The sequence below is a fragment of the Achromobacter piechaudii NBRC 102461 genome (genome assembly GCF_001571245.1).
In the GTDB taxonomy this organism is placed as follows: Bacteria; Pseudomonadota; Gammaproteobacteria; order Burkholderiales; family Burkholderiaceae_B; genus Achromobacter; species Achromobacter piechaudii.
In genome coordinates this window covers 51,955-77,099 of record NZ_BCTK01000008.1, presented here as the reverse complement: position 1 = coordinate 77,099, position 25,145 = coordinate 51,955, and the positions used below count along the sequence as shown (strand labels likewise).

General features: G+C 62.3%; 24 protein-coding genes and 1 pseudogene. 12 read left to right on the top strand and 13 right to left on the bottom strand.

Annotated elements, in window-relative coordinates:
- Positions 1-79: 79 nt before the first annotated feature.
- The 7 genes from API01S_RS20140 to API01S_RS20110 all read left to right on the top strand — a co-directional run bounded on the left by API01S_RS20140 (position 80) and on the right by API01S_RS20110 (position 7,910).
- Positions 80-781 carry a response regulator gene (locus API01S_RS20140; RefSeq protein ID WP_006219239.1) on the top strand — a complete coding sequence of 234 codons (702 nt, stop codon included), beginning with the start codon at positions 80-82 and terminating at the stop codon, positions 779-781.
- Positions 774-2,081: an ATP-binding protein gene (locus tag API01S_RS20135; RefSeq protein ID WP_061305964.1), complete on the top strand. Its 1,308-nt coding sequence runs from the start codon at positions 774-776 to the stop codon at positions 2,079-2,081. Before API01S_RS20140 ends, API01S_RS20135 begins: the two co-directional genes overlap by 8 nt.
- A gap of 183 nt (positions 2,082-2,264) precedes the next feature.
- Positions 2,265-3,365, top strand: coding sequence for a serine hydrolase domain-containing protein (locus API01S_RS20130; RefSeq protein WP_061305961.1), 1,101 nt, complete (start codon positions 2,265-2,267; stop codon positions 3,363-3,365).
- A 286-nt stretch (positions 3,366-3,651) separates the two neighbouring features.
- Positions 3,652-4,608 (top strand): glycosyltransferase family 9 protein, encoded by a 957-nt coding sequence (locus API01S_RS20125; RefSeq protein WP_061305959.1) that lies wholly within the window; start codon positions 3,652-3,654, stop codon positions 4,606-4,608.
- Positions 4,583-6,751 carry a glycosyltransferase gene (locus API01S_RS28885; protein ID WP_084802467.1) on the top strand — a complete coding sequence of 723 codons (2,169 nt, stop codon included), beginning with the start codon at positions 4,583-4,585 and terminating at the stop codon, positions 6,749-6,751. Before API01S_RS20125 ends, API01S_RS28885 begins: the two co-directional genes overlap by 26 nt.
- Before the next feature lie 229 nt (positions 6,752-6,980).
- Positions 6,981-7,364 (top strand): c-type cytochrome, encoded by a 384-nt coding sequence (locus API01S_RS20115; protein WP_039883193.1) that lies wholly within the window; start codon positions 6,981-6,983, stop codon positions 7,362-7,364.
- A gap of 102 nt (positions 7,365-7,466) precedes the next feature.
- Complete coding sequence (locus API01S_RS20110) at positions 7,467-7,910, top strand: DUF695 domain-containing protein (RefSeq protein ID WP_061305957.1); 444 nt, start codon at positions 7,467-7,469, stop codon at positions 7,908-7,910.
- A 121-nt stretch (positions 7,911-8,031) separates the two neighbouring features.
- Here API01S_RS20110 and API01S_RS20105 read toward each other — a convergent pair whose 3' ends face one another.
- The 4 genes and pseudogenes from API01S_RS20105 to API01S_RS20090 form a co-directional block, all read right to left on the bottom strand.
- Positions 8,032-8,769 carry a hypothetical protein gene (locus tag API01S_RS20105; protein ID WP_061305956.1) on the bottom strand — a complete coding sequence of 246 codons (738 nt, stop codon included), beginning with the start codon at positions 8,767-8,769 and terminating at the stop codon, positions 8,032-8,034.
- A 163-nt stretch (positions 8,770-8,932) separates the two neighbouring features.
- Entirely contained in the window at positions 8,933-9,862 is a 930-nt protein-coding gene (locus API01S_RS20100; RefSeq protein ID WP_061305954.1) for a hypothetical protein, read from the bottom strand.
- A 196-nt stretch (positions 9,863-10,058) separates the two neighbouring features.
- Positions 10,059-10,619: pseudogene (locus API01S_RS20095) on the bottom strand (FAD-linked oxidase C-terminal domain-containing protein); the annotation flags it as partial.
- 206 nt (positions 10,620-10,825) lie between these two features.
- Entirely contained in the window at positions 10,826-11,758 is a 933-nt protein-coding gene (locus tag API01S_RS20090) for a LysR family transcriptional regulator (protein ID WP_006221588.1), read from the bottom strand.
- 363 nt (positions 11,759-12,121) lie between these two features.
- Between API01S_RS20090 and API01S_RS20085 the strand changes: the two genes are divergently transcribed.
- Positions 12,122-13,006 carry an NmrA family NAD(P)-binding protein gene (locus API01S_RS20085; protein ID WP_061305952.1) on the top strand — a complete coding sequence of 295 codons (885 nt, stop codon included), beginning with the start codon at positions 12,122-12,124 and terminating at the stop codon, positions 13,004-13,006.
- Positions 13,007-13,262: 256 nt separating this feature from the next.
- Here API01S_RS20085 and API01S_RS20080 read toward each other — a convergent pair whose 3' ends face one another.
- Positions 13,263-13,697, bottom strand: coding sequence for a winged helix-turn-helix transcriptional regulator (locus API01S_RS20080; RefSeq protein WP_006221592.1), 435 nt, complete (start codon positions 13,695-13,697; stop codon positions 13,263-13,265).
- A 108-nt stretch (positions 13,698-13,805) separates the two neighbouring features.
- On the opposite strand from API01S_RS20080, the gene API01S_RS20075 reads away from it, so the two are divergent.
- The gene (locus tag API01S_RS20075) at positions 13,806-14,423 is read left to right on the top strand and encodes an FMN-dependent NADH-azoreductase (protein WP_061305950.1); all 618 of its coding nucleotides are present in this window, start codon (positions 13,806-13,808) and stop codon (positions 14,421-14,423) included.
- Positions 14,424-14,556: 133 nt separating this feature from the next.
- Here API01S_RS20075 and API01S_RS20070 read toward each other — a convergent pair whose 3' ends face one another.
- Positions 14,557-15,516 (bottom strand): AraC family transcriptional regulator, encoded by a 960-nt coding sequence (locus tag API01S_RS20070; protein ID WP_039884535.1) that lies wholly within the window; start codon positions 15,514-15,516, stop codon positions 14,557-14,559.
- A 177-nt stretch (positions 15,517-15,693) separates the two neighbouring features.
- Here API01S_RS20070 and API01S_RS20065 point away from each other — a divergent pair, with 177 nt between their 5' ends.
- On the top strand, positions 15,694-17,073 hold the full coding sequence (locus API01S_RS20065; protein ID WP_061305948.1) for an NAD-dependent succinate-semialdehyde dehydrogenase: 1,380 nt from the start codon (positions 15,694-15,696) through the stop codon (positions 17,071-17,073).
- Positions 17,074-17,478: 405 nt separating this feature from the next.
- Here the strand turns inward: API01S_RS20065 and msrA are convergent, their stop codons facing one another.
- The 5 genes from msrA to API01S_RS20040 all read right to left on the bottom strand — a co-directional run bounded on the left by msrA (position 17,479) and on the right by API01S_RS20040 (position 20,600).
- On the bottom strand, positions 17,479-18,168 hold the full coding sequence (gene msrA / locus API01S_RS20060) for a peptide-methionine (S)-S-oxide reductase MsrA (protein WP_061305946.1): 690 nt from the start codon (positions 18,166-18,168) through the stop codon (positions 17,479-17,481).
- Between the two features lie 31 nt (positions 18,169-18,199).
- Positions 18,200-18,700 (bottom strand): peptide-methionine (R)-S-oxide reductase MsrB, encoded by a 501-nt coding sequence (msrB, locus tag API01S_RS20055; RefSeq protein WP_061305945.1) that lies wholly within the window; start codon positions 18,698-18,700, stop codon positions 18,200-18,202.
- An 81-nt stretch (positions 18,701-18,781) separates the two neighbouring features.
- Entirely contained in the window at positions 18,782-19,123 is a 342-nt protein-coding gene (locus tag API01S_RS20050) for a pentapeptide MXKDX repeat protein (protein ID WP_050728926.1), read from the bottom strand.
- A gap of 42 nt (positions 19,124-19,165) precedes the next feature.
- Positions 19,166-19,957, bottom strand: coding sequence for a molybdopterin-binding protein (locus tag API01S_RS20045; RefSeq protein WP_006219263.1), 792 nt, complete (start codon positions 19,955-19,957; stop codon positions 19,166-19,168).
- Between the two features lie 10 nt (positions 19,958-19,967).
- A complete protein-coding gene (locus API01S_RS20040) occupies positions 19,968-20,600 on the bottom strand; it encodes a cytochrome b/b6 domain-containing protein (RefSeq protein WP_006219264.1) in 633 nt (210 codons plus the stop codon).
- Positions 20,601-20,749: 149 nt separating this feature from the next.
- Here API01S_RS20040 and API01S_RS20035 point away from each other — a divergent pair, with 149 nt between their 5' ends.
- A complete protein-coding gene (locus tag API01S_RS20035; RefSeq protein ID WP_039884114.1) occupies positions 20,750-21,478 on the top strand; it encodes a response regulator transcription factor in 729 nt (242 codons plus the stop codon).
- Entirely contained in the window at positions 21,475-22,947 is a 1,473-nt protein-coding gene (locus API01S_RS20030; RefSeq protein WP_061305943.1) for a sensor histidine kinase, read from the top strand. The genes API01S_RS20035 and API01S_RS20030 overlap by 4 nt, the downstream gene beginning before the upstream one ends.
- Positions 22,948-22,977: 30 nt before the next feature.
- Here API01S_RS20030 and API01S_RS20025 read toward each other — a convergent pair whose 3' ends face one another.
- Both API01S_RS20025 and API01S_RS20020 read right to left on the bottom strand, forming a co-directional pair.
- Entirely contained in the window at positions 22,978-24,135 is a 1,158-nt protein-coding gene (locus API01S_RS20025; protein WP_061305940.1) for an NAD(P)H-dependent flavin oxidoreductase, read from the bottom strand.
- A 115-nt stretch (positions 24,136-24,250) separates the two neighbouring features.
- On the bottom strand, positions 24,251-24,979 hold the full coding sequence (locus API01S_RS20020) for an IclR family transcriptional regulator (RefSeq protein ID WP_061305939.1): 729 nt from the start codon (positions 24,977-24,979) through the stop codon (positions 24,251-24,253).
- Positions 24,980-25,145 lie beyond the last annotated feature (166 nt).

Sequence of the window (25,145 nt, the reverse complement as noted above, 5' to 3'; positions counted from 1 at the left end):
GGACCGCATTTTTTTGATTGACTCGGAGGAAAGCCGAAGGAATGATTGCGCTTCCCCGGTATTACGACAGCTGGACACCATGACCAAGGCCTTGTTAGTTGAAGACGATCCGAAGCTCTCGCGCCTGATCGCGCAGTTTCTGGAACAACACGGTTTCAATGTCGCCCAGGCTTATCGCGGGGATCACGCGGTGGAAGCGTTTCGGCGTCACGACCCGGCCATCACCATTCTGGATCTGATGCTGCCGGGCCGTGATGGCCTGCAAGTGTGCCGCGACCTGCGGGCGTTTTCGTCCGCGCCCATCCTGATGCTGACCGCGCGCGAAGATGATCTGGACCAGATTCTGGGGCTGGAGTCCGGCGCGGACGATTACGTCATCAAACCCGTGGAACCGCGTGTGCTGCTGGCGCGCATCCGCGCGTTGTTGCGCCGTCATAACAAGGGGCAGGAGCAGGCGGATCAGCTGGAGTTCGGTCCGCTGTCGATCGACCGCCACACGCGCTCGGTCAGGCATGCGGGGGTCGAGGTCGACCTGACGACCATGGAATTCGAAATGCTCTGGGCGCTGGCGAGCCAGGCGGGCCAGGTGTTGACGCGCGACGATCTGCTCAACGCCGTGCGCGGCATCGAGTTCAATGGCCTGGATCGCAGCGTGGATGTCTGCGTCAGCAAGCTGCGCCGCAAACTGGATGACGATCCGCGCGACCCCGCCCGCATCAAGACTATCTGGGGCAAGGGCTATCTGTTCTCGCCCAAGGCGCACGAGGGCGCGGATGCTTAGGTTCGTCCTGCGGCTCTTCGTGGTGCTGGCCGTAGGCTTTGTGCTGTCGAACGAGGTGGTCGATCGGACGGCGAACTACTTCTTCGAGTCGGTAAACGTGAACTACACGCGCGAGGCGGTGCGTGGACAGTTGCACAGCTTGAAGCAGGAATTGACCGATGTCGCGCCCGAGGCGCGTCGCGCCTACGTGCGCGACACGCTGGCGCCGCATTACGGCCTGGTTTTGCAGGTATTGGATCCCGCCGACTACAACGCACCGGATTTCGCGCTGACCGACGATGAGCGGCGCACCGTCGAGGCGGGCGGCTTCATCGTGCGCGACAAGCTGATGCGCTTTGTCTCGGCCATACCCGGGCCGGGCGCGCAATGGCTGATGGTCCAGATGCCGCCCGAACCGCCCGTCACCACCTGGATGATCGTCGTCATCTACTCGGCCTTGGCTCTGCTGTTAGGCGCCTTCATGCTGGTGTGGGCGTTGCCGATCTGGCGCGATCTGGAAGCGCTGAAGACTGCCGCGCAGCGCATGGGCCATGGCGACTTGCAGGCGCGGGCGCGGCTGTCGCGCTATTCCAGCATCCGGGGGTTGGGTGACACGTTCAACCAGATGTCCGATCGCATCGCTGCGCTGATCAGCAATCAGCACGAACTGACCAACGCCGTGTCGCACGAGCTGCGCACGCCGATTGCACGGCTGTCGTTCGAGCTGGACATGATCGACCGCGAGACCGACCCGGCAGCACGCAGGCGTCTTGTCGAAGAAATGAAAAGCGATGTCGCCGAGCTGGACAGCATGGCGTCGGAATTGCTGATGTACGCGCGGCTGGAACACAAGAGCGACGACATTCCGCTACAGGCGCAGGACGCGCGCGGCTGGCTTGAATCCGTGGTGCAGCATGCGGCCTACGAGGCCGAGCAGCTGGGCGTGCAGTGTCAGGTGTCGCAATGCGATCCGGGCGAGGTCCGGCTGCATCCGCGATACATGACCCGCGCCTTGCTCAACCTGCTTCAGAACGCGATCCGGCACGCGGGTGGACGGGTGCAGGTGGCGCTGACGAGCCCGGCTCCGCACGAGTATGTGCTGACGGTGGACGACGACGGGCCGGGCGTGCCGGGCGCTGATCGCGAGCGGATTTTCGAGCCCTTCATCCGGCTGGATGAAAGCCGGGCGCGCGTCACGGGCGGCACCGGGCTGGGCCTGGCCATCGTCAGCCGCGTGGCCCGCTGGCACAACGGCGCGGCAGCCGTGTCCGACAGCGCGCTGGGCGGCGCGCGCTTCGAGATCCGCTGGAACGCGGCCTGATCGACTTGGGGGCGCCCGCGCTATCCACGGGCCATGCCTGAATCGATCTCTGTCGCCCGGCTTTAAGAATCTTCACAAATCGCGCGCCGAATCTTCACAAACTCCCTACAAAGCACGAAAGATTCTGGCTACGCGCACGGCTAGCATCGCGGCAATCCCTTTACACAAGGTTTGCCGCTATCCATGTTTTCTCTCAGCCGCCTGGCCGCCATCGGATCGTTGTTGCTTGCCGCAGGCGGTTGCCAGAGCCTGCCGCCCGCCGCGCCGGCCACGATCGGCAAGGGAGACTACGCAGCGGTCGTGGAATACCTGGCGCAGCGTATTCCCTACGACATGGGCGCGGCCAAGGTGCCGGCGGTGTCGATTGCCATTGTGGAGGACCAGCGCATCGTCTGGAGCACCGGCTTTGGCTACGCTGACGCGTCGCGGCATCGCAGCGCCTCCGGCGACACGCTGTATCGCGTAGGCGCCATCAGCAAGCTCGTCACGGCGGCGGGCGTGCTGCGCGCCGCCGACGAGGGGCGGCTTGGGCTGGACGAATCGGCCGCGCAGGCCTTGCCGGACTGGCACGTTGAACCGCGTCGCAACGCCATGCAGTGGCTTGGCGCGCAGCCCTATACCGCCCGCAATCTGCTGAACCTGCATCCCGCCACGCTTGAAGACACGATGGGCCGCGCACGCGCCGACATGGCGTATGGCTTGCTGGGGGACATGGTTGCACATGTGGCCAAGGAACCCTTCGATGCCTTCGTGCGCAGCACGATTCTTCAACCCACAAACATTCCCCGCGCGGGCTTTCAGCCGCACGAACGCATGCTGGAGCTGCGCGCCCTGGGCTATCGGCGCGGCCAGGCCTGGACCGAAGCGCCGCAGCCCAACGAGGCGGCGGACGGCTTGTGGATGAGCGCGTCCGAGTTGGCGCGCTTTTCCAGCATGTTGTTCGCGGGCGGGGCCTATGGCGGCAAGCAGGTGCTGACGGATCGTTCCGCGCAGATGCTGCTTGGCCTGGAAACGGTGGCGGGCAATGGGCTGGACCTGGATTGCCGATTCGCCTTGTCGTGGTTGGGCGCGCCGTGCGGCGACACCGTGTTGAGCGCGTCGGCGGTGCGCGTGCACAGCGGCGCGACGGAAGCGTTTCATGCTCGGTGGGTGCTTGCGCCGCAGGACAAGCTGGCCGTGCTGGTCATGAGCAATTCGGATTCCGGTGAGGCGCTGGTGGCGGCGGTGTCTACGGTGGCGATGCGCATGATGCGTCAGGCCCAGCAAGGGTCAAACGCCATTTAAATCTTGTGCCTCATGAATCGACGATGGTGCATAGCATTTTCAGAAAATTCTGAATAGAGCGGATATTGATCAGTGAAATAGTCTGCGCGCGATTGCGCTGACGGCATGACAGTTTGGTAATTGGAAAGCAATTGCGTGGATTAATGAGCTATTTGTGTAGTTATTTAAAGCGCGATCGTATTTTTCTTTACATTTTTTAAAGAGATCCAAGAAATTGGGCGTGCCTGACCCTATACATTTCCCCTCAGTGGTCAATCGACCGCAACATAATCTTGGGAGGCCGTACGTGTCGGAAATCGTTGTCTATGTCAGAAGCCAGCCGCAACTTGGGGACCAGATCGTCGCCATGCCAACGCTGTATCAGCTCAAGGCATGGTGGCCGACGCAGAAAATCAATGTGGTGGCCCGCGACGACGTCGGTGGTTTTTATCGGGCGCTACCCTGGGTCGACGAGTTTGTACGCGCTTCGTCTTTCGGGGATTATGTGCGCAGCCTGAAAAAAGAAACGCAGATATCCGTCAGCCTGCATCACAGCAGCGAGCGTTTTGGTTTGGTCAATATGCTGCGACTGCCGCCCGTGCGGCTGGGTTTTCGTAATGCCCGGATCAGCGATCTGATCTGGACGCATCACCACCGCAAGAACATCGCTGAATATATCGGGCAAGCCAACCTGCGCTTGTTGGCCTCGTACCGCCCCTGCGATCCCGAACGCGCGACGCTTGCCTGTTTCCGGGCGCTGGCGCGTCCGCATCTGCAAACCGTGCAAAGCGCCGACGTAGTGCTGATTCCCGGTGGCGGGTCGGGCGCGTTCAAACGCTGGAGCCTTGCGAATTACTTGCAGTTGGCCGACCGGCTCAAGCGCGAGATGGGCGAGGGCACCCGGTTCCTCTTTGTGCTGGGTCCCAAAGAGGCGGCGGAACGCGAGGCCTTGCAGGCCATGCAGCGGCCCGACTTTGCCGTCGCGTTCTGCCGGCCGATTGCGGAACTGAGCGCCATCATGCTGCGCTCGCGCCTGGTGGTGGCCAATGACTGCGGGCCGTCGCATGTCGCGCAAGGCGCGGGGGTGCCCTACGTAGGGGTTTTCAACGAACAGAATCCCGAGTGGTTCTGGCAACGGCCGGGTTCGGCCTACGTCGTGCCGCGCCGGCTTGAAGACGGCATCAATTCGATCACCCCTGACGAGGTGCTGGGCGCCTGTCGTCAAGTCATGGAACATCATGCGCATACTGCATACGCTGGCTGAACCCAGCCTGGGCGGATTGGAATTCCGCACGCTGGAGCAGGCCAGTTGGTTGCAACGCCACGGCCATGAAGTGGCCATTGCGTCTCCCTCGGACAGTGCCGTCAGCCGCGCCGCGCGCGAGCGCCAGCTGACCACCGTGGATATCGACTTCAAGCAGGCGTATTCGCCATCAACCATCCTGGCGCTGCGCCGCGCCATCAAGGCGATGCGCATCCAGGTCGTGGACAGCCATAGCCGCGCCGACGGCAAGACCGCCGCGCTCTGTCGCGACTTGTGCGCAGTGGTGCGGACACGCCATTTCGCCAAACCCATGCGCACGTCGCCGCGCCGCCGGCTGGAATGGAACATCGGCTGCGACCACGTCATTGCGACCAGCAGTGTCGGCAAACAGGAACTGCTGGCCGCGCGGCTGGTCGCCGAATCGCGTATCAGCGTGGTGGGCGAGTGGGCGGGCGACGAATTCTTCCGGCCGGCCGACGAACCCGACGCAGTCCTGCGCATCCGGCATGCTTTGGGGCTGCCCGACGCCGAAGAGGCCTATGTCGTCGCCACAGTCGGCATGCTGCGCCCGGAGAAAGGCCAGGCCGATCTTCTGCGCGTGGTGCAGCGCCTGCGCGCTCTCGGCGTACCCGCCGTGGGCCTGGTCGTGGGCATGGCTACGCCCGCCACCAAAGCCTATGCCTACGAGCTTTACCGCCTGGCGGTGGAGCTGGGCATCTCGGAACACGTGGTGTTCGCCGGGCACCGCTCGGACGTGCCCGACATGATCCACGCGGCCGACGTGATGCTGGTGCCCTCGGCGGCGGAAGCCTGGTCGCGCGTGGTGCCTGAGTCGTTCGCCATGCGCCGGCCCGTCGTGGCCAGCGACGTGGGCGGGCTGCCGGAGATCGTCAAACCCGGGCACACCGGCTGGCTGGCCGCGCCGGGCGACGTCGCCGCTTATGTCGATTGCATCCTGCAAATCCGAAACCAACCCGCTGCGGCGCAGGCCATCGTCAATCACGCCAGGGCGTTTGCGGATGCGCATTTCCGCCTGAAAGAAAAGATGCTTCGCACGCTGGAGGCGTATCGGCTGGCAATGGAGCCGGGCGGGGCCTCTCAGCCGGGCCTGTCCTTGCTGGCGACCCGCCCGAAGGTCTTGGCCGCTGGTGGTCTTGCGGGCGCGGATCTTCTGGTATGTGCGCAAACGGGACCGCGCGAAGTCGATGTGATGGGTAAGGCTATTGCAGGCACGCCTTTATCGAACGCTCCACCGGCGAGGCCGGCAGAAAGAATCGAACCGCTGGAGATCCTGGACCATGACGTCCTGTTCGTCGGGGAGGGCGCCCGGGGCCGAACGGGCATTCTGCTGGTTCACGGCCTGACCAGCACGCCCCAGGAAATGAGCGTGCTGGCGCGTGGTCTGCACCTGGAGGGCTATACGGTGCTGGCGGTCAGCTTGGCCGGCCATAGCGGCACGCTGCCTGACCTTGCGAAGCCTGGCTGGCTGGATTGGCTGGCCAGCGTGCGGCGCGGGGCGGATGTGCTGGCCAGCCGGGTCGACCGGTTGATCGTGGGCGGGCTGTCCGCCGGCGCCGTCCTGGCGTTGGCGCTGGCGCAGGAACGTCCGCTGCACGTGGCCGGCGTACTGGCGCTGTCGCCCGCGTTCCGGCATGGACGAACTGACATGCCGCGCGCTGCCCGTCTGGCGATTCTGCGACCCGTGCTGCGTATTCTGGGCTTGGGCCTGTCCCGGGAGCGAGCGCCGCTACGCATCAAGGATGCGACGTTGCGCGGCAACGTCTTGTCGCCGCAACATGCGGGCGAGGGCAGTACGGGCGACTCCTGGGGGTCAGCGCTTGAGATGCGCAAGCTGGCAACGTCGGTATTGCGCCGCATGCACAACCTGCGCGCACCGTGCCTGGTGTTGCACGCCCGGCAGGACGACGTCGCCTCTTTGTCCGGAGTCCTGGACGTCGTGCGACGAGCCCGTAATACGAATGTGTGTTTACAAGTGCTGGGTGATGGCGATCGTGGCATGGCGATGGACCGAGAGCAGCGGCAGGTGATCGCCCGGGTCGCGGCGTTCATTCATGAGATCGTGGATGCGCCGGCGCAGCAGGAGATAGACGCGGGGCAGGGCGGCGGGGTCTCGGTCGCTTGATGGCGCAGGGTGTTGAATAGCAAATCGACCGCCATTCGGCGGTCGATCTTTTTGCGGGCGGCATGATGGCGGTGGCGCCGCGCGCTCTGCCATAATGCGCGCGGCAGTGATCACCGTTCGCGGGCGAGGCAGACATTATTGAAGCCGAGCATGCCGTCGATCCCGATACCCGGCGCGTCGCCGTCCGATTCTGCTGTCGATAATGATCTGATTGATACAAGAAGGCCAAATGAAAGTACGAGCATCATGCGTCGCTGCGCTGGGATTCGTGGCGCTGACGCACGCGTCGCTATCCTTCGCGCAAAACGTCAACGGGAAGAACCTCTACACGCAACGCTGCGCGATGTGCCATGGGGCGGATCTCAAAGCGACGGGGCCCTTGGCTAAGAAAAGCAACCCTCCTACCCCCGACCTGACTACCGCCGCCTTCAAGAAGCGGCTCAACGATTATCCCGGCGTCATCGTCTCGTCCGTGATCCTGCGTCCCAATGGCGATCTGATTCCCCGAACTTTGCGGGAGAATGGCGTGAAGCTGGCGCCGCATACGTGGACGGTTCAGGATTTTCGGGATCTGAATACGTACATGAGCGCAGTGATCACGAAGAGTCGTTAAGGGTGCGGGATTGATCGATGGGCAGCCCGGCTGCGAACGGCGCGGTCATCTCAATGGTAAATGCCGAACTCCTCGGTTCGGTTCTGAATAGGAAGTCATGCAATGAGCAGTATTTTTCCCGGTGATATGTGGGCAGTGGGCGAAGCCCGCATCAACGATTTGTCCGTCATCGTGCGTTTTCGTACCGGGCTGCCGCCTGTGGCGGATCGACAGGCCAATGACAACCTGATCATCATTACCTGGGCCTATGAAGGCATAGAGTCCGGCATGCCCAATGAAGAAGACAAGCAGCTTACCAATGCGTTCGAAGAGGCTATTGAGAAGGGCTTCGAGAATTCTGACGTCGGCGTACAAGTGGCTTGCCTGACGGGCAATCATCAGAAGGAATGGCGCTTCTACACCCATGACGTGGATGGGTTTCTGGATGCGTTCAATGCTTGCCTGGCGGGACATCCGGTTTATCCGGTCAAGCTGAGCGTGTTCAAAGACCCGGATTGGAATGGCCTGGGGCATTTGCAGCCGGCAGGGTCGGATCAGGTGCATTGAGGTAGGTGGGCGAGCAGCGCTGGTGATGTTGAGCATGTGGGCGCTCTGGCGAACGATGGACTCGTGAACGGGCATGACCCCTTCGGGCTTTAAGCGCCCGCATTCGCCAGCGCCAGCCTGCTTACCAGCGGATCGTATACGGCCGGTCCCCCAGCCCCCACACGCCGTCTTTCCGTTCCAGCATGATGTGCCGGGTGTGCCACTCGTCCGGCTGATCCTTCGAGGGAAAGCCGCTTATCTGGGGATAGAAGACGGGGTCCGCCGCCCAATCCGCGGTGGCGCGATCCAGCCGCCATTCGAACTTCACCGCAGTGACCTCGTTGGGGTTGTCGTCGAATGGATTCTTGCCCGGCTTGGAGTAGTCGAGGATCTTGCCGACCTGCAAGCCAGGGGCGCAGAACTTCGCGGTATAGACCAGATCCGAACCGATGCGTGCCTCGCCGTCCGTGTAGTACGCGCGGCCTTTTTCGGTCAGCGCCATGTGGCTGGAGGCGTCCTCGGGTTTCTCATTGGGTTTTGGCGGTGATCCGTCGCCGTCGGCGCTGACGCGCTTGACCGTGATGAGCTGGTGTTTGATCAGCCCTTGCACGATCTTGTCCTGATCTTCCAGGAAGGCGGTGTAGACATCGGTCGGCAAGGGCCGCACACCCACCACGTTGACGCAGGCGCTGTCGGGCGCATTGGTGGGCGTCGCCATGGCGTCGACCAGGATCTTATGTATCTTGCTTTCGGTCAGGCCTGGACCCAGCGGGGACGCCTTCCAGGCATAAAACCCGGCGACTGCGGCGATGGCCAGACCCAAGGCCCAGGCCTTGCGCGGAATCTGGCGGCGTTCGGTTGTGCGCGGCTTCTGGTTCATTCCCTTCCTTGCGGCTTGTGGTTTCGCGATAGTAACGCGGGGAGGAAAGGGCTTGCCAAGCGCTGCGGCTGAGGTTCTGTGGTGCAGTTTCAGGTGACCCACGTGCAGCATGGCTGCCTTTCGCGCAACTGAAGCGCGTGGTGAGAGCACCGGAGACCCTCGTTCAATTGCGAGGAACCGCCCTTGCGCAAGCAGTGAGGCGCTCGTTGCCGCCCCATGCACTAAAGGCTGCATTCGCTTTCGCAATCGTCGCTGCTTCGTTCTTACTGTCGTACTTCTCGCTGGGCGTTTTGAAGAAGATCCAAAGAATGTTCGGTCTGTCGACCTGGCCTACGAAGCGCTCGTTCCTGGAGATTTCATCCTTGAGGGGGTGCCCGGCCACCAAGCGCGCGAGCGCAACGCTACCTTCGCCTATCCGGGGGCCCGCATCTCCGATTACGAATGGAACCGCAATCTTTTTGTCCGGGTCATAGGCAACGCCGAAGCCTCCCATCGTGATGCCACGGGACAGCACACTCTCAGGCACCACCGCTGCCGGGACGCGCAAAGCATTGACATAGCGCGACTGATTGGCCTTGTCGGTGATGGCGAAATCAGCGAGCGCTGTCGGCGAGACATAGAACCCGGATCCATCGGTTTGAACGACGGGCACAACAGAGGTCACGGTGCGTCCAGCCACTCTCACCGACTCGGTTCCCAAGATTCCGTACCAGTTGACTGCACCGATTGAAGGATCTTTCCAGCCCGCAGCGCCGATACGTGCCACATCCGACATGAAGCGCCCCGTGCAGGTGCTGTTGCTCTCGGAACCGTGATACGAAGTTCCATCAGCCAAATAAACCTTTCCGGCGTTGCACAAGTGAATTAGTGCTCCTCCCGCAGCGTTTTGCGGATGATACGCACGGTTGTAGCCGTCAATGTTGATGTTCATTTTCGCGAACGCGGCGATTCCTCCATCCGACATTACCCAGGCGCGGCTCACCCCACCCAGGCCAGATACGGCGTTTCCAGCGCAGTCAGCAGAGGTCGCGCTAATCGGCGACAGAGCGGTCGCCAATGCGCATGTGACTGTTGCGAAAGAAAACCGGTCCATAGCCAGACTCCTTGCAATTGACCGCATTGGCGAATCATATGGAGCGTTCCCTGCGCCGACAATAGAGCAATTTCACTCCGGCAGGAGCGTTACGCCCAGCGCCAAAATCTGGCTGAGCCACCCATCACGCGCTTCTCTCTGCCAGCCACAGTCAAGGCGTCGCGCATTGCCCAGATCGCACCCAGCCCACCCACGGTCAATCGACGATACGACCGGGGTTCAGCGTGTTGTTCGGATCCAGCGCACGTTTGATGCGCTTCAACAATGCGATTTCACCGTCGCTGCGGGTGTAGCCCAGGAATGGCTTTTTCAGGAAGCCGATGCCGTGTTCAGCGCTGATGGTTCCTTGCCGGCCGCGCAACGCGCTGTACACGAGCTCTTCCACGCCCAGCCATTCGCCTGCGTCGTGCGGCCCGGTCAGGATGTGGACGTTGTTGTCGCCCAGATGTCCCAGGAACAAGTGCGTCGCATCCGGGTATTTCTGTTTCAGCGCGGCCTCGGCCTCGGTCACGAAGCCCGACATTTCAGTCCAGGGCAGGCCACAGTCGAAATTCACCGTGGACTTGAGTTCCGTCAACAGTTCCGGAATGCACTCTCGCAGCCGCCAGAATTTCTGCGCGTCGGACAAGCTGGTCGCCACCGCGCAATCGCTGATCGAGCCTGCCTCCAACGCCTGTTCCAGCGCGCTTTCCAGCGCCACCTGCGGATCCATGCCGGCCAGCCCGCTGGCCTGGATCAGCACGCTCCATGGCGCGTCGACTGCGGGTTGGCGGCATTGGTCGAGAGACGTTTCTCACTGCATAGGAGCCGTTCGCGTAGAAATATCGGCGACGGTAGGGGGGCGAGTTGGTTCCTTGGTCAACGACTGCTCCCGGCCAACGACTGACTTTCGTGACCTGAACGTGCAAGACCGCTTATACCAGTTAGCTGGCCGAGTTACCTCGCCTTGCCAACTCGCTGCAACTAGCTCGTGCCGACGCGCTTTTTCTGACTGGTCAGCGCGATAACAAAGTCCAGGAAAGCCCTGGTCTTTGCCGGCATGTGATGCCGCGATGGGTAGTAGGCATAAAAGGGATATCGCTCGTCTGTCCATTCCGGAAACAGATTGACCAATCGCCCTTCGGCAATAAGATGCTCGGCGCCAAGAACCAGCATCTGTGCAACCCCAAAGCCGGCGAGGCAGGCATTGAGAAGCGCGCTGGGATCGTTGACCGTGAGACGACCTTGGGTGTCGACCAGAATGCGTTTTCGCCTGCGATGAAATTCCCAGGGAAACGGTTTGCCGGTCTCCGGATTACGAAATTCAAGACATCTGTGGTTGCCGCTTTCAAGCTCTTCCGGTTTGGCGGGGCGTCCCCAACGGGCGATATACGACGGCGCGGCGACCGTCACGATGCCGCTATCCAGCAGTTTTCGCGCGATCAGGGTGGATGTCTTGGGCTCGCCGAACCGTAGCGCCAGGTCGAAGCCGTCCATGACGAGGTCACCCAGACTGTCTCGCGCGATGAACTCGATTTCAAGCTCCGGGTGCGCGTCCATGAACTCATTGAGCCGCTGCCCCAGAATGATCCGGTAGAAAACGGGATCCAGATTGACTCTGAGCTTGCCGCGCACCGCCGACGCCCCTCCGGCAGCGGCAGCGGCTGCTTCCTCCAGCCCTGCAAGGTGGGGCATGACCTGCTCGTAGAATCGGCGGCCTTCTTCTGTCAGGGAGACGGAGCGTGTCGTTCGGTTGAAGAGCCGGATCTTCAATTTCTCTTCCAGCCTCGCAATCGCCCGGCTGACGCCTGGTGGCGACATTCCTAGCACTTCCGAGGCGGCAGCAAATGTCTTTGCATCGACTACCGCGGCGAACACGCCGATGCCGCCGGACAGCTTCTCGCTACTGTATTTCATGGTTGAGCTCGTACTACGGATGAAGAATCACAAGTGTTCGACTTGAGGTCAGCACAGCATCATCGCACCGGACGGCCATGACGCACGCAGATTTCAAGCATGCCTAATTAGTGATTTAGTGTCACTTATTTAATGCTATCCCTGCCATTTTGTTTTTATCGGCACTTCAGCAGAATGGATCCCGTCAAGTGCGTCGCAGGGTCGCCTTTTACACAGATGCTGCCTTTCTACGATGCCCGCGTGGTGAATCTCTACGGTCAGTTCGAGCGAGCGCTTTACGACGATCTGCAATGCGCTTGATCGCATGGCGGCCACTGCTTTGGTGCGGCGCCACTTTATTTACCCATGTAAGGAGAACGAGCAATGTTTGCGATTACAGGAATCACGGGCAAGGTCGGCGGCGCGGTTGCCAGCCGACTTCTCGCGGCAGGTCAACCGGTGCGTGCCGTATTGCGCGACGTAGCACGAGCAGGTCCGTGGGCAGAGCTCGGCTGTGAAATCGCGATAGCTCGCATGGAAGACGCTGCGTCGCTCACCGCCGCGTTCGAAGGCGCAAAAGGTGCATTTATCCTGCCCCCTTCGGAGTTCGATCCGGAGCCTGGATTTCCCGAGGCGCAGGCGGTGATCGACGCCGTGTCGAAGGCGATTGAGAAGGCAAGGCCCGAAAAGGTGGTTTGCCTGTCGACGATCGGAGCCCAAGCGCAGGAAAGCAATTTGCTCACTCAGCGCACGTTGATGGAGCAGGCACTACGCAAGATGCCAATGCCGGTGACATTCCTGCGGCCGGCCTGGTTCATGGAAAACGCGGCATGGGACGTCGCGTCCGCGCGCGACGATGGCGCGATCGCCAGTTACCTGCTGCCGCTCGACAAGCCCGTGCCGATGGTTGCTACCGCAGACGTCGGACGCATGGCGGCCGAACTTCTCCAACAGACGTGGGACGGCGTACGCATTGTCGAACTCGAAGGCCCGCGCCGGGTATCGCCCAACGATCTCGCGTCGACTTTCGCTCGCGTGCTTGATCGCCCTGTCCGCGCCGAGGTCGTCGACAGGCAGACTTGGGACGCATTGTTCCGCTCACAGGGCATGAAATATCCGCTGCCACGGATGCGCATGCTGGATGGATTCAACGAAGGTTGGATCGAATTCGAAGGGCCCGTTGATGGTATAGCCCACGGCGATATCGAGCTTGATAAGGTACTGGGCGAGCTTGTGTTGGCATCTGCTGCAGTCTGCGGGAAAAACTGAAAAGGCGGCTGCGAACCCAGCGAATGTTGCGGCATGTCTGGCAGTTCGTTCTCGCCCCGCAAAGATCGAAACGCGCGCACTGCCGAGGCAACGCAAGGACGGCCTAACGACGAGAGCTAACCAGAGCGGTATTCAATCTTGGTTGATCTCAAGTCAGGGGCATGCATTTTCAAGCTACTACGTTTGATTCATTGGGAACCTTCCCGATCGACCGGGGATCTGCCCGCCCGGCGTCCCTGAATCGCCTGAGATTCGCTTATCGACGTACGTAGATAACGCCCTGAACCATCACCTGATCTGACTCTGGCTTCTCGTCAAAACGTTCTTGCGCCTGCGCAATGGCGAACTGGTTTTCGTTCGCCCAGTTGACCAGCGCCATGACCGGCTTCAACAGTGTTCGTCCCATCTCGGTGAGTTCGTAATCGACGCGCGGAGGAATGCTCGGATACATCGTTCGCGTTATCAGTCCGTCGCGTTCCAGTCCGCGCAAGGTCAGCGTCAGCATCCGCTGGGAAATGCCATCGATGCCTCGCTTCAATTCGTTGAAGCGATGCGGGCCTTTAGCCAGCGTAGCGACGATGTAGAGCGTCCATTTGTCGCCAATGCGATCCAGGATTTTACGGGTCGCCAGGCAGCCACCCGCGTCAGGAGCAGGCATATCGGCAGGTGGATCGATGTGACTCAGTGACATGCGTGTGCCTTCTTGTGGGGGGACGGGAGTGACCATACCATCCTTCGTATGAATCGGTAATTTAGGCTAAATAGTTAATCTGGTTCTCCTTTTATACCTAGGATTGTTATGAACCGTACCCTGCTTGTCACTTCCAGCCCGCGTGGCGCTGAGAGCCTGTCCACTCGCTTCGCCACCCATATCGCCGAGGGCATACAGGAGCGCTTGGGCGGCTCGCTGATAGTGCGCGATCTGGCCGCGAATCCACCGCCTCACATCGCGCCCGCCTATATGCAAGGCCGCATCGCTTCGCCTGAAGCGCGCACGCCGGAACAGGTCCAGGCCGTGAAGCTCGCCCAAGAGCTCGTGGATGAATTGAAGGCCGCCGATGTGATCGTGCTGGGTTCGGGCATGATCAACTTCGGGCCGTCCTCACAACTCAAGGCATGGTTCGATCATGTCACTTGGCCAGGCGTCACTTTCGGCTACGGCGATACCGGCCCGAAAGGACTGCTGGTCGGCAAGAAGGTCTATCTCGTGACCGCTGCTGGCGGCGTGTTCTCGGAAGGTGTCTGGGCACCGTTCGATTTTCAAACCAACTATCTGCTGCACTTGCTCGGTTTCATCGGCCTGACTGACGTTGAGGTGGTGCGTGTCGAAGGCACGGTGTTCGGCCCCGATGCGGCAAAGGCCGCAATCGCCAATACCGAAACGACGATCGAAGGCTTACTAGCGAAGCTCGCGTGACCTCATGGACGGGAAGAAAACCATCGCCTGTCAGGTTCAATGAACCACGCCGACCAAAGTGGATGAACCAACTCTCGCTAACCTTCTGATTTGAATGGCGTCGAGTTTCCACCTTCAATGAACTTCGACACCTTCAGTGTGACGAGACGTACGCCGAGGCGGCAAAGGGCGGTGGCACGGCAAAGTCCGCCCGCATCCGGTTCACCTCTTCGACCGGGCTGCGCCCGAACAGGCGTTTGAACTCCCTGCTGAACTGGGATGGGCTTTCATAACCGACGTCGGCGCTGGCTGCGGCGGCCGTTATTGAGTTGCGCACCATCAGCAGCCGCGCATGGTGTAGGCGCGTGGATTTCAGATACTGCATGGGCGAAGTGCTGGTAACGGCTTTGAAATGGACGTGGAACGCCGGCACGCTCATGCCGGCTTCCCGCGCCAGCTGATCCACGGTCAGGTCTTCCTTGAACGCGGCGTGAATACGGCGCAATGCCCGGACCACTTTGCCGAACTGGCCCTGCATGGCCAGAGCCGCCCGCATCGCCGGCCCCTGTGCCCCGGTCAGGATACGAAAATAGATTTCGCGCACCAGAGCCGGCCCCAGGATCTGCGCTTCCATAGGCTGGCCAAGTGCTTGCAACAGGCGCAACACGGAATCAGTCAATGGCGGATCCATGGGGCTGGAGATCATGCCTTTCGGCTCGGCCGCCACAAAACCGCCCAACTGATCGATTTGCAGCATGAGGTCGGCCGCCAGTTTGAAGTCCAGATGCATGTATAGGGCCAGCAACGGCTCGGCTTCGCTTGCGTCCGTTTCCATCGTGAAAGGCACCGGCACCGATACGACCAAGCATTGCTGCGCATCGTACAGGTAGGTCTGCCCGCCGAAAAAGCCCCGCTTCGTGCCCTGGCACACGATCACGATACCGGGGTCGTACAGCACGGGAACGGACTTCAGCGGGCGGTTGGAGCGCAGCAGCCGCACGTCTTCCAGCACCGTCAGGTTGTAGCCCTCGGTGGGCGCCAGCCCGCCAAGCAGACGGGCCATCTGTTGGCGCACGGAGGCCAGCGGGTCATCGGGTTCGGGGCGTTCGGACATGGTGTTGGTCTGATCGGGGTACAGGGTGAACAGATTGCCATGAATGGTCCATGAATATTCAGCCAAATAGTTTTAGGCAATAAACAAAGACTTGAGGCCATCGAACTATCTCGTCGGGAATCCTAGCATTACATCCATGCCTCAGGCATCCCTCAACCCGACAGGACGACACCTACCATGATCAAAGTACTCAACCCCGCTGACGGCGCCGTTGTAGGCGAAGCGCCCGAACTTGGCGCAGCCGATGTCCAGGCCGCCATTGATCGGACCTGCAACGCCTTCCCTCTGTGGTCTCGCAAACTTGCCAAGGAGCGCGGCGACCTGCTGCGCCGCTGGTTTGAACTGATCCGCGCAGACAAGCGCGTGTTCGCCGAGATCATGGTCAGGGAAAACGGCAAATGCCTGTCCGAAGCCTTGGGCGAAATCGACTACGGACTGGGTTTCATCGAATGGTATGCCGAAGAAGCCAAGCGCGTGTACGGCGACACGGTTCCGTCGCACGCCGCCGGCGCCGAAGTCCTTGTGTTCAAGGAGCCTGCCGGCCCGACCGCGGCCATTACGCCGTGGAATTTCCCATTCATGATGATCGCCCGCAAGATCGCCACTGCGCTGGCGGCCGGTTGCACCATGATCATCAAACCGTCCGAACTGACGCCGTTGACGGCGTACAAAATGCTGGAGTACGCGCGTAAGGCCGGCATCCCGGAGGGCGTGTTCGAGATGGTGACCGGCAATCCGAAAGAGATCGGCGAGCTGTTCACCGGCGAGTCGCGTATCCGCAAGATCTCGTTCACCGGCTCTACCGCCGTTGGCAAAATGCTGGCTACCGCTTGCGGCAACGATCTGAAGAAGATGACGCTGGAACTGGGTGGCAATGCTCCCTTCATCGTCTTCGACGACGCCAGCATCGAAGATGCGGCCACCAGCCTGGTCGCTGCGAAACTGCGAAATTCAGGCCAGGTCTGCATTTCGCCCAATCGCATCTATGTGCAGGATGCCATCCACGACCGTTTTGTCGCGGCGGTTGCCGAGAAAGTTGCCCGCGTCCGGGTCGACCAAGGCATGCAGGAGGAGTTCGTTGTAGGGCCGCTGATCAACCAGATGGGCATCGATAAGGTGGCCGAACTCGTCGATGACGCCAAACGCGCCGGCGCGCAGGTGGTGCTGGGGGGGAAGCCCCATTCGAGAGGCGGGCTGTTCTACGAGCCGACGGTGTTGGTCGGCCTGACCGATGACATGCGCGTCGCGCATACCGAAATCTTCGGGCCGGTATTTGCGGTGTATCGGTTCCACACCGAAGACGATGTCGTCGCGCGCGCCAACCATTCTGAATATGGATTGGTGGCGTACGCTTTCACGCGCGATTTGGCGCGTTCGTTTCGGCTGTCCAGGAACATCGAAGCCGGCATGGTGATCTTGAACTCGGGCTCGGTAGGCACCGCATCGATTCCATTTGGAGGCATCAAGCACTCGGGCTACGGCCGCGAAGGCAGCTATTACGGGATCGAGGAGTATGTCGAGGTGAAGTACGTCTTGATGGCGGGGTTGGACCAGTAGGGCGAGCCTGAACCCCTGCATACGCAAATGCGCAACGTGGCTGCCCTATTCGTCTCTAGGGCGCGATTATCCGGCCTGTTTAACTTTAGGCGGAGCTATCGTCGGACTACCTGCGATCCGAAGCGGACGTTCAGCTTATGCAGGCTGACGGATGCTTTGCAGCGTTGGTCAGCCTGGTGGCCTCTGCGGGTCGGGATCGGACGTCGCCCCGCCAGTTGGTCGTGAGTCTTCTCTAATTGGCCTTAACTCACCCGCATGTCTCTCCTGACCCGCGTTCCGCTCCGTGCCCAGCTATTTCTCAGAGCCCCTTACCCACACCCCAAAAGAAATGGCCGCATAGCGGCCTTCTCCAACATAAACAACAGTCCCAGGCGTTCACAAAACCCGAGTCAAACACCCACCCCCTCAATTCACCAACACCGGCTTATCCCGCCACATACCCGGAAACGTCTTCGCCAGGTTCTCCACCTTCGGCACATCATTAATCACGATGTACATGCTATTCGGATGCTTCACCAGATAATCCTGGTGATACCCCTCAGCCGGATAGAACTGCTTCAGCGGCTCCACCGTCGTCGCCAGCGCCTTCGAATAAACCCCGCTCTTATTCAATTGCGCGATATACGCCTCAGCCACTTTCCGCTGCCCATCATTCGCCGGAAACACCGCCGACCGGTACTGCGTTCCCCGATCCGGCCCCTGGCGATTCAACTGCGTAGGGTCGTGCGCCACCGAAAAATAGATTTGCAGCAATTGCCCGTAGGTGACCTGCTTGGGGTCATACGTGATCTCGATCGCTTCGGCGTGGCCGCTGCTGCCGTTGCTGACGGTGTCGTAGTTGGCGGTGGTGGCCTGGCCGCCGGCGTAGCCGGAGACGGCGTTGCTGACGCCTTTGACGTGCTGGAACACGGCTTGCACGCCCCAGAAGCAACCGCCGGCGATGACGGCTTTTTCTTGTCCGGCCGCGTCCGGGGTCTGGTCGACGGCGGGGGCGGGGATGATGAAGGCGGTTTCAGCGGCGTTCGATGCGCCCATGCCCAGCAATCCGAAAGCGGCAGCAAGGGTGGCGCAGAATGTTTTGGCTTGGAAATTCATAGTCGGTGATCCTTAAAGTTCAGGCGGCCGTTCAGCCTTGCGGGGCGAAGCTCATGGCGACGCCGTTCATGCAGTAGCGCAGGCCGGTCGGGCGGGGGCCGTCGTCGAAGACGTGGCCCAGGTGGCCGCCGCAGTTGGCGCAGTAGACCGCCGTGCGGACCATGCCGAAGCTGTTGTCGCGGGTTTCGCCGACGGCGTGTTCCAGCGGTTGCCAGAAGCTGGGCCAGCCGGTGCCGCTGTCGAATTTGGTGTTGGACGAGAACAGGCGCTGCTCGCAACCCGCGCAGGCGAATGTGCCCTGGCGGTGTTCGTCGTTCAGCGGGCTGGTATACGGGCGTTCGGTGCCTTCGCGGCGCAGTACCTGGTACTGGGCGGGCGTCAGGCGCGCGCGCCATTGTTCGTCGGTGAGCGTGTAGGGAAAGGTCGTGGTGGCAGCGGCGGACGCGCCACGCGGGGTCAGCCAGGGGGCCAGGCCGGCGGCAAGCGCCGCGGCGCCGCCCAAGCTAAGAAAATGTCTGCGGTTCAGTGTCATGGCTGGGCTCCGTGGTCAGTGGCAGGCAATTGCCCGCCGCGCGACCCGGCAGGCGGGTCGCGCTGGCGGGTCAGACTGCGTTTACTTCTTCATGCTGTCGTTGGACATGGAATCCTTCTTCATGCCGTCGTGCGACATGCCGTCCTTGGACATTCCATCCTTGGACATTCCATCCTTCGACATGCCGTCCTTGGACATGCCGCCCTTGGACATTCCATCCTTCGCCATGCCGTCCTTGGCCATCCCATCCTTGGCCATCCCGTCTTTCGCCATGCCATCCTTGGCCATGCCGTCCTTGGACATCGAGCTATTGCTCATGCCGTCTTTGCTCATGTTGTCCTTGCCCATGGTGTCGGCAGCATGCGCGGCGACGGCGCCAAAGGCCAGGCACAGGGAAAAAGCGGCGGTGGTGAGTTTCTTCATGATGCGTTCCTTTGATGGAGGGGGGTAAGACAGGAATTCCACCTAGCTGCCGCCGAACCAGTTGTAACCCTGGTCCTCCCAGTAACCGCCTGGGTAGGTGTTGGTGACGAAGATTGCCTGTATGTGCTTGGGGTTTTTGTAGCCAAGCTTGGTAGGCATGCGCAGCTTCATGGGGAAGCCGTACTCGGGGGGCAAGGTCTTGCCGTCATAGGTCAGCGCCAGGATCGTCTGCGGGTGCAGGGCCGTGGGCATGTCGATACTGGTGTAGTAGTCGTCCGCGCACTTGAAGCCGACGTACTTGGCGTTCAGGTCCGCGCCGACGCGCTTGAGAAAGGTCGAGAAGGGCACGCCGCCCCATTTGCCGATGGCGCTCCAGCCTTCGACGCAGATGTGGCGCGTGACCTGGTCCACCTGGGCCATGGCGCGCAATTCTTCAAGCCGCCATTGGCGCTTGTCGGCCACCATGCCGGTCACTTCCAGCCGGTACGACGCTTCGTCCACGTGGCGCACTTCGTCGATGCCGTAGTACGCGTTGAAGGGGAAGGGCCGGGTGATCATGGATTCCGGATAGGTGGGCGCAAGCTTGTTGGGATCGAACAGCCAGCCCTGCACGCGGTCGTTGAAGCGCGACACGGAGGACAGCGCTTTTTCTACGTTGTCATCGTCGGACAGCGAGCAGCCCGACAGCATCGCCACGCCGCCCAGCGTCAGGCTGTTGCGCAGGAACGCGCGGCGCGAGGGTTGTTCGACCCGTTTGGCCAGCAGGTTCTTGGCTTCTTTCAGGATGGCTGCGCCGTCCAGGCCCAGCAGCGACAAACGTTTTTTCTGGCTCACGTTGGGCTCCTTATTTGCCGCGGATCATGGCGATCAGGCTGCGCGGCACCAGGGCCACCATCACCAGATGCACCGCTACGAAAGCCACCAGCAGCGCCATGGCGAAGAAGTGGACCCGGCGTGCGGACTCATAGCCGCCCATCAGCTCACGCAACAGATCGAATTGCACGGACTTCCAGAGCACCAGCCCCGACAGCACCAGCACGACGATGTCGACGATGACGAACAGGTAAGCCAGCTTTTGCACCTGGTTGTAGTGGCGCAGGTCGTTGTGCGACAGCTTGCCGTGCAGGGCCGCATTCAGATCGGTGGCGACGCCGCGTGGGCTGACCGGGAAGAATTTGCGCGACAGCCGCCCGGTGCCCAGATTCAGCGCCAGGTACAGCAGGCCGTTCAGGAACAGCAGCCACATGCCGGCGAAGTGCCATTGCAGCGCGCCGCCCAGCCAGCCGCCCAGGGTCGCGCCCTTGGGGAAGGCAAAGTCAAAGAGCGGCGAGGCGTTATAAATGCGCCAGCCGCTCATCACCATGATGATGACCGCCAGGGCGTTCAGCCAGTGCATGACGCGCAGCCAACCAGGATGGATAGTCCCGGGCGCCGGGGCGGCGGAGGGGGGATCGTGCGGGGCGGGGCTGGCCATCATGGCGGGTCTCCGGGGGCGGGGTGCTGTTCGATGGAGCCATTCTTGTCCCTGGCCGATATCGAAGTCCTCACGCAAACTTAAAAAAATTGTGATAACTGGCTGCCCTTGGATTGGCGACAATGGCGGTGTTCCCTTTGCCCGAGCCCCTCATGGATACCCCCCGCCGTGTTTTGATTGTCGAAGACGACGCCCACATCGCCGATTTGTTGCGCTTGCACCTGCGCGACGAGGGCTACGAGGTGGAACACGCCGCTGACGGCAACGAAGGCATGCGGCGGCTGGAAGAGGGCGATTGGGATGCGCTGGTGCTGGACCTGATGCTGCCCGGCATCGACGGCCTGGAAATCTGCAAGCGCGCGCGGGCCATGGCGCGCTATACCCCCATCATCATCACCAGCGCCCGTTCGTCCGAGGTGCACCGCATCCTGGGCCTGGAGCTGGGGGCGGATGACTACCTGGCCAAGCCGTTTTCGATGTTGGAGCTGGTGGCGCGCGTGCGGGCCTTGCTGCGCCGAAGCAGCGCCATCGAACGCAATGCGCGCATCGACGCCGGCAGCCTGGCGGTGCATGGCGTGTCCATCGACCCGATCGCGCGCACGGTGGACGTGGACGATCGCCGGCTGGACCTGACCCCGCGCGAATTCGATCTGCTGCATTTTTTTGCCCGCCATCCCGACAAGGTGTTTTCGCGGATGGATCTGCTGAACCATGTCTGGGGCTATCAGCACGAAGGCTATGAGCACACCGTCAATACGCATATCAACCGGCTGCGCACGAAGATCGAGGCCGACCCTTCCGACCCCCAACGCATCCTGACGGTCTGGGGCAGGGGCTATAAATTCGCCGCCGCTCCGGGCGCATTGGGAGGCCCGGCATGAAGCGATTGACTTTGACCCAGCGCTTGTCCGCCGTCTTTGCCTTGCTGCTGCTGGCGTGCTGCGGCGCGTCGGCGTGGTTGCAGATCGCCGCCAATTCGCGCTACGAACAAGAGGTGGTGCAGCGCCTGTCCAGCGGGCTGGCGCAGCACATTGCCGGCACCACCGAACTGATGGACGCCAACGGCTGGAAGCCCGAGGCCGTGCGCTCGTTGTTCGACATGCTGATGGTGGTGAACCCGGCCGTCGAGGTCTATCTGTTGTCCAACGACGGGCGCATCGTGGGCGATGCCGCGCCTGCGGGCCAGATCAAGCGCGAGCACGTGGACCTGGGCCCGGTCCAGCGGCTGTTGGCCGGCGGCACCTTGCCCATCGTGGGCGACGACCCGCGCAGCCGCGACGGCCAAAAGGTCTTCAGCGCCGCGCCGGTGCGCGTGGCCGGGCAGGACAAGGGCTATGTGTACGTGGTGTTGCAGGGGCAGGCGCACGACGCGCTGGCGATGGCGGTATCGCGCAGCTCCGTGCTGCGCACGACGCTCTGGTCGATCGCGCTGGTGGCCTTGCTAGGCCTGGTGGCGGGGCTGGCGGCCTTTGCGCTGATCACTCGTCCGCTGCGCGAGTTGACGCGCGCCGTACGCGCCTTTGACGGCGATGACGGCAAGGCGCTGGCCGCGTTGGGCCGGCCGGGGGACGCTACCGACACCAGCCTGGACGAGATCGCGGTGTTGCGCCGCAGCTTTGCGCAGATGGCGCGCCGTATCTCGGACCAGTGGCGCGAGTTGACGCGCCAGGACCAGCAGCGCCGCGACCTGGTCGCCAATATCTCGCATGACCTGCGCACGCCGTTGACGTCGCTGCATGGTTACCTGGAAACGCTGCGCCTGAAAGAAGATACGTTGAACGCCAGCGAGCGCCGCCGCTATCTGGACATCGCGTTGGGGCAGAGCCGCAAGGTGGGGCGGCTGGCGCAGGAATTGTTCGAACTGGCACGCCTGGAATCGGGGCTGGTGCGGCTGGAGCCTGAAACCTTTTCCTTGCCGGAGCTGGTGCAGGACGTCATTCAGAAGTTCGAGCTTGCCGCCGAGGCCCGTCAGCAAAGCCTGACGACCGACATTCCACAGGCGCTGCCGCTGGTGCGCGCCGACCTGGGCCTGATCGAGCGCGTGCTGACCAACCTGCTGGACAACGCCATCCGCCATAGCCCGCCCGGCAGCCGTATCGACTTGCAGCTGGGCGTGGCGCAGAACAGGGTGCAGGTGCAGGTCAGCGATACCGGCAAGGGCATTCCGCCCGAATTGCGGCCGGGCCTGTTCACGCGGGCATCCGCGTTGAATCGGGGCCCGCGCGATGGCGGCGGGCTGGGGCTGGTGATCGTGCAGCGCATTCTGCAACTGCATCAAAGCGAGATCCGGCTGGTCGAGCGCCCGGAGCCGGGCGCGGTGTTCCAGTTCGATCTGTCGGCGGTGCGCTAGACGCGGCCCGCCGACGGCGGGCCGGGATGCTTATGCCGTTACCGGCATCTGCCCGTGCAGCAGGTAATCCATCAGTTCGCGCACGGATCGCATGGCGCTGCCGAAGGGCAGCTTGGATGCGCCCCGGAAGAACAGGCCACGGCTGACTTCGCCGCGCAGCGCGGCGGCCAGCTTCAGGTCGATGCAGAACTGCCCGAAGCGTGACAGGCCATCGCGCAGTCCGCACTGCGTCAGGCAGTCCATGCGCTGGCTGCAACGGCGCGGATCGCAACGCGTGCCCGCTTGCAGGGTTTTTTCCTGGCGCAGATAACGCGTCAGCCACGGTGTGGCGACGGCGCGCGCGGGCAGGCCGGCAACGCTGGTGAATTCGGCAAGCTCGGCCGGGTCGGCATCGATCAGCACCCGCTTGAAATTCTCGTGGGCATCGCCCTCGTGGGTGACGGCGAAAGCCGTGCCTACCTGCACGCCATCGGCGCCGTGCGCGAGCCAATGCCGCACCTGGTCGTGGCTGCCCACGCCGCCGGCGACGATCAGCTTGGGCGCGTCCTGGCCCAGTTGCAGTTCGTCGAACAGGGTGTGGCATTCGGCCAGCACGCGCTGGAAATCAAAGCGTTCGTGGTGGATGTCGTCCAGGCGCGCCGCGCCCAGATGGCCGCCCGCATAGCCGGGATGTTCGATTACGACGGCGTCGGCCATCCGGCCTTTTTTCATCCATTTTTTCAGCACGACGGCCACGCCGCGCGCCTCGGACAGAATCGGCACCAGCGCCACTTTGGGAAAATCCGCCGTCATTTCCGGCAGGTCCATGGGCAGGCCCGCACCCATCACGATGGCCTGTGCGCCGCTTTCGCAAGCCTGCCGCACCAGCGCGGGGTGGCCGCGCACGGCCTTCATGACGTTGACCGCCACCAGGCCGCGGCCTTGCGCCGTATCCAGCGCGGCGCGGATTTCGCGGTCCAGCGCAAGCAGGTTGACGCGGTCGATCAAGTCGCGGTCATTGCACTTTTCTGTCTGTTCGAGCAGGTCGGGGTGGTGATGGCGCAAATCGATGCTGGCGATGGTGCCCACCGCGTTCTGGCTGGCGACAGCGCCCGCCAGCCGATGCGCGGATACGCCGACGCCCATGCCGCCCTGCACGATGGGCAGCAATTCGCGGCCGGCAAGTTTTAGTGATTTGAACCACGTCATGTTGAAGTCTTTCCTCTGGTCAAGTGGACAGAGGCTAGAGCAAGGCATGGCGCGTCGCCTTGCGCAGGATCAAGCGGCGGGGCAATGACGGGGGGCGCGTGTTTCAGCCCCCGTCTCAGCCCACGCGGCCGCTCAGACGCCGCGCGGCGTTCAGCACGTGGGCAAGGTGGTCAGGGTTGTAGCGGTGCGCGGGCGCGGTCAGCGTGACGGCGGCCGCGATGCCACCCGACAGCAGGAACACGGGCGCGGAGATGCCGGCCACTTCGCTCAGGCGGTCGCCGGTGGCGGCGAAGTAGCCGTCCTGGCGGATGCGCGCATACAGCGCCTGTTCGGGGCCGGGCGCTTTGCCCAGGATGTCGTCGAACGCCGTCAGCACGCGTCCGCCGCTGCCGCGTTCCAGCGGCAGCAGATCGCCGGCGCGGATGTGGTCGCGCACCGGGTGCGGCGAGTCTACGCGGTACAGGCACAGGCGCGCGTCGCCCTGGCGCACGTGATAGGCCGCGCTCTCGCCCGTGGCGGCGACCAGATCGCGCAGTACCGGTACGACGACGTGTTCAAGCGAAAACGACGCGGAATAGATGCCGTGCAGGCGGGCGACTTCGGGGCCCAGCGCGTAGCGGCCATCTTCCAGCCGCTGTATCCATTGCGCGTGTTCCAGCGAGGCCAGCAGGCGCAGCACCGTGCTTTTGTACAGGCGTGTGCGTTCGGCCAGTTCGCCCAGCGACAGCGTGCGGTCTTGGGGCGTGAAGACGGCCATGAGGCTCAACGCGCGGTCGACGGCGGCCACGCCACCCGCGGCGGCGTCGGCGTCGGCTACGGATTCGGTGGCGGCTTTACGCGGCATGGCGGCCAGAGAAAGCGAGGGCAGGGGCGAGCGGCATATTCCATCCTTTAGAACGATAGGCGCCGCCATTGTAGGCACAGCGCCCGCGCTTGACAGCGCTTTTCGGTTCGCATTTAATTCTACTAGAAAGAACATTGTTCTAATAGATAGAATATAAAGGAGACAA